Origin of the sequence: Flavobacterium sp. (genome assembly GCF_013822155.1) — a bacterium.
GTDB lineage: Bacteria > Bacteroidota > Bacteroidia > Flavobacteriales > Flavobacteriaceae > Flavobacterium.
In genome coordinates this window covers 1-3,604 of sequence record NZ_PNJW01000106.1, presented here as the reverse complement: position 1 = coordinate 3,604, position 3,604 = coordinate 1, and the positions used below count along the sequence as shown (strand labels likewise).

At 34.6% G+C, this 3,604-nt stretch carries 2 protein-coding genes and 1 pseudogene; all 3 read left to right on the top strand.

All coding sequences use genetic code 11. The features are described from left to right. The first annotated feature begins 146 nt into the window (after positions 1-146). Positions 147-872 carry a DUF3347 domain-containing protein gene (locus tag C0512_RS14785; protein ID WP_367161156.1) on the top strand — a complete coding sequence of 242 codons (726 nt, stop codon included), beginning with the start codon at positions 147-149 and terminating at the stop codon, positions 870-872. Between the two features lies 1 nt (position 873). Further along, positions 874-1,344 carry a heme-binding domain-containing protein gene (locus tag C0512_RS14780; RefSeq protein ID WP_264542857.1) on the top strand — a complete coding sequence of 157 codons (471 nt, stop codon included), beginning with the start codon at positions 874-876 and terminating at the stop codon, positions 1,342-1,344. A gap of 6 nt (positions 1,345-1,350) precedes the next feature. Further along, positions 1,351-3,604 (top strand): annotated as a pseudogene (locus C0512_RS16040) (efflux RND transporter permease subunit); the annotation flags it as partial.

The window sequence follows — 3,604 nt, the reverse complement described above, 5'->3', positions numbered from 1 at the left end:
CTACTGATAATGTAAATGGATTAATGATAAAATACATTACTGATGCAGGATTCAAAAACGTTCAGGAAGTAGACTATATCAATACATCAATAGGCACTTATTCTTACTATAAAGCAGAAAAAATTAATTACTAAAAATAATATATTATGAAAACACTTTTTTTAACAGCTTTTTTAGCGATAACAATAGTATCATGTAACAACAAGGCTAAAGAAACAGAAACCAACTCAACAGAGAACAAAGAAAGTTCTAATGAATTATTCGCCTGTCCAATGCATCCGGAAGTAACAGGAAAAAAAGGAGAAAAATGCTCCAAGTGTGGTATGGAATTAACAGAACCTGTCGCTCAATCTAAACCTGATAAAAATACCCAAGAACCAAGTCAGAATAATCCATCGGAAAAAGTCGGAGTCCTTGACACTGATTCTCCGGTGGCTACATCAGATTATGTTAATGATATTATTATTAGTTATATAAACCTAAAAAACAAACTGGTAAGCGATGATTCTAAAGGTGCTGCCGAAAAAGGGAAAATACTATTAGCTTCATTTAACAGACTTGATACAAAAACACTAAATGCTAATCAGAAAAAAGCTTACATAGACATTGCTGAAGATGCTAAAGAACAAGCTGAGCATATAGCTGAAAATGCCGGTAAACTAGACCACCAAAGAGAACATTTTATTTTGTTAAGCAAAGACATTAACGATTTAATTAAAATGTTTGGTTCAAAAATGCAACTATACCAGGACTATTGTCCTATGGCAGATGATGGTAAAGGTGCTATTTGGATAAGCGAAACCAAAGAAATAAAAAATCCTTTCTACGGCTCTAAGATGCTAACATGTGGCAGTTTGAAAAAGACGTTATAAAATGAAAAATAGTTTAAAGAAAGTAGGTATTTTACTTTTTTTGGTAGTGGTTGCAATACAATTTTATCAACCTGCCCTGAATCAAAATCCCGACCAGGATTATACAAATGATTTTATTATTACAACCAATGCACCAAGTAATATTTCAAAACTTATAAAGACATCTTGTTACGATTGTCACAGCAATAACACTGACTATTTGTGGTATGATTACCTTCAGCCTGTTCGAATGTTTGTAGAAAAACATATAACAGATGGGAAAAAAGAGTTAAACTTTAATGAGTTTGGCAGTTATTCAAATCGAAAGCAGCAAAGTAAACTAGAAGCCATCGGTAAACAAATTAAATCGGATGAAATGCCATTAACTTCATATACCCTATTACATCGCGATGCAATAATTAATGAAGTCCAAAAACAGGAATTAATAACCTGGATTAATTCAATAAAACAAAACAGTTTATCTGAAAAATAAGGAAATATGGTAGAAAAACTAATAACATTCTCACTAAAAAACAGAGCAATTGTGCTACTGGTCTCTGCAGGATTATTTGTGTGGGGAATCTACAGCGTAAGACAAAACCCTATCGATGCAATTCCTGATTTATCCGAAAATCAAGTGATTGTATTTACCGAGTGGATGGGTAGAAGCCCACAGGTAATCGAAGCGCAAGTAACTTATCCTTTGGTTTCTAATCTTCAAGGGATACCAAAAGTTAAAAATATACGGGGAGCCTCCATGTTTGGGATGAGCTTTGTCTATATCATTTTTGAAGACAATGTAGATACCTACTGGGCAAGAACCCGTGTGTTGGAACGATTAAATTATGCCCAACGTTTACTTCCACAAAATGTTGTTCCAACCTTAGGACCAGATGGTACAGGTGTTGGCCATATTTTTTGGTATCATTTGGAAGCTAACGGAATGGATCTTGGGGAACAACGTGCCTTACAGGATTGGTATGTGAAATTTGCACTGCAAACTGTTCCCGGTGTAGCAGAAGTTGCTTCATTCGGAGGTTTTGAAAAGCAATATCAATTGGTTTTAGATCCACTAAAAATGCAGTATTATAATGTCAGTATGATGGAAGTAATGAATGCTGTTAAGGCTAATAACAATGATGTAGGCGGCCGAAAGTTTGAAATGAGTAATATGTCTTATATCATTAGAGGTTTAGGCTACATAAAGAACAGTAAAGATGTCGAGGATATTTCGATTAAAAATTACAATTCTATCCCTGTGAAGGTAAAAGACATAGGTTCAGTACAAATGGGTGGAGATTTACGCCTTGGAATTTTTGACCAAAACGGAACTGGGGAAGTCGTAGGCGGTATAGTGGTAATGCGTTACGGCGAAAATGCTGATAAAGTCATCAAAGCTGTCAAAACAAAGATGAAAGAAGTTGAAAAAGGATTGCCCGAAGGAGTGAAATTTAAAACTTCCTATGACAGAAGCGAGTTAATCGAAAAAGCTATTGAATCTGTCAAAGGAACACTTATAGAAGAAATGATAGCTGTTTCACTAGTCATTTTAATCTTTTTATTCCATTGGAGAAGTGCGCTTATAATCTTGATTCAACTTCCTATATCGGTAGCAATTGGCTTCATATTGCTTGAAGCATTTGGAATTTCTTCTAATATTATGTCACTAACCGGTATTGCACTCGCTATTGGTGTTGTAGTCGATGATGGTATTGTAATGGTAGAAAACGCTTACAGGACAATCTCGGAGAAGCAGGAAGAAATGGATGATAACAAATAAGCTGGTATTATGATAGAAAAAATTAAAAATTTATTTAAAAAGGAGCATGACCCTTTATCCTCTGACGAGAAACTACAACTAATTGAGAATTCATCAAAATTAGTGGGTCCGGGTGTTTTTTACTCAACACTAATCGTAATTGCTTCTTTTCTGCCTGTTTTTTTACTTACAGGTATGGAAGGAAAGTTATTTAGCCCATTGGCTTGGACAAAATCATTCATTTTAATTGTTGATGCTTTTTTAGCCATCACCCTTACGCCGGTCCTTATAAGCTTTTTATTAAAAGGTAAACTTCGTCCAGAGAATAAAAACCCAATCAATAAAAAACTGGAAAGTGTATACACTCCTATTTTGGTTTTTTGCTTGAAATGGAGAAAAACAGTGTTAGGATTTAACATAGTCGCTTTAATAATTGGCATTGTAATGTTTACTCGCTTAGGCTCTGAATTTATGCCTCCTTTAGATGAAGGTTCAGTACTTTTCATGCCGGTTACTTTACCCGATGTTTCTAACTCTGAGGTAAAAAGAATATTGCAGGTTCAGGACAAACTAATAAAATCAATTCCCGAAGTTGATCATGTTTTAGGAAAAGCCGGTAGAGCCAATACTGCTACTGATAATAGCCCTATTAGTATGATTGAAACCATCATTTTATTAAAACCTCAAAAGGAATGGAGAGAGGATAAAACAAAGAATGACATCATTACCGAAATAAATAACAAACTACAAATTCCGGGAGTGACCAACGGTTTTACACAGCCTATAATTAATAGAATAAACATGCTTTCAACCGGTATTCGAACTGATGTTGGAATTAAAGTTTATGGCGAAAGTTTAGATACCATTAATGCTTTATCTCAAAAAATTAAAAAAGCACTCGAAGGTACTTCGGGTGTAAAAGATTTGTATGCGGAGCCAATTACAGGCGGAAGATATATTGATATTGAGGCAAAAAGGGAAATGTTGGGAAGAT

Bases quoted from the DNA above. Each gene is read 5' to 3' on its own strand.
- C0512_RS14785 (WP_367161156.1), top strand. From the start codon at position 147: ATGAAAACACTTTTTTTAACAGCTTTTTTAGCGATAACAATAGTATCA.
- C0512_RS14780 (WP_264542857.1), top strand. From the start codon at position 874: ATGAAAAATAGTTTAAAGAAAGTAGGTATTTTACTTTTTTTGGTAGTG.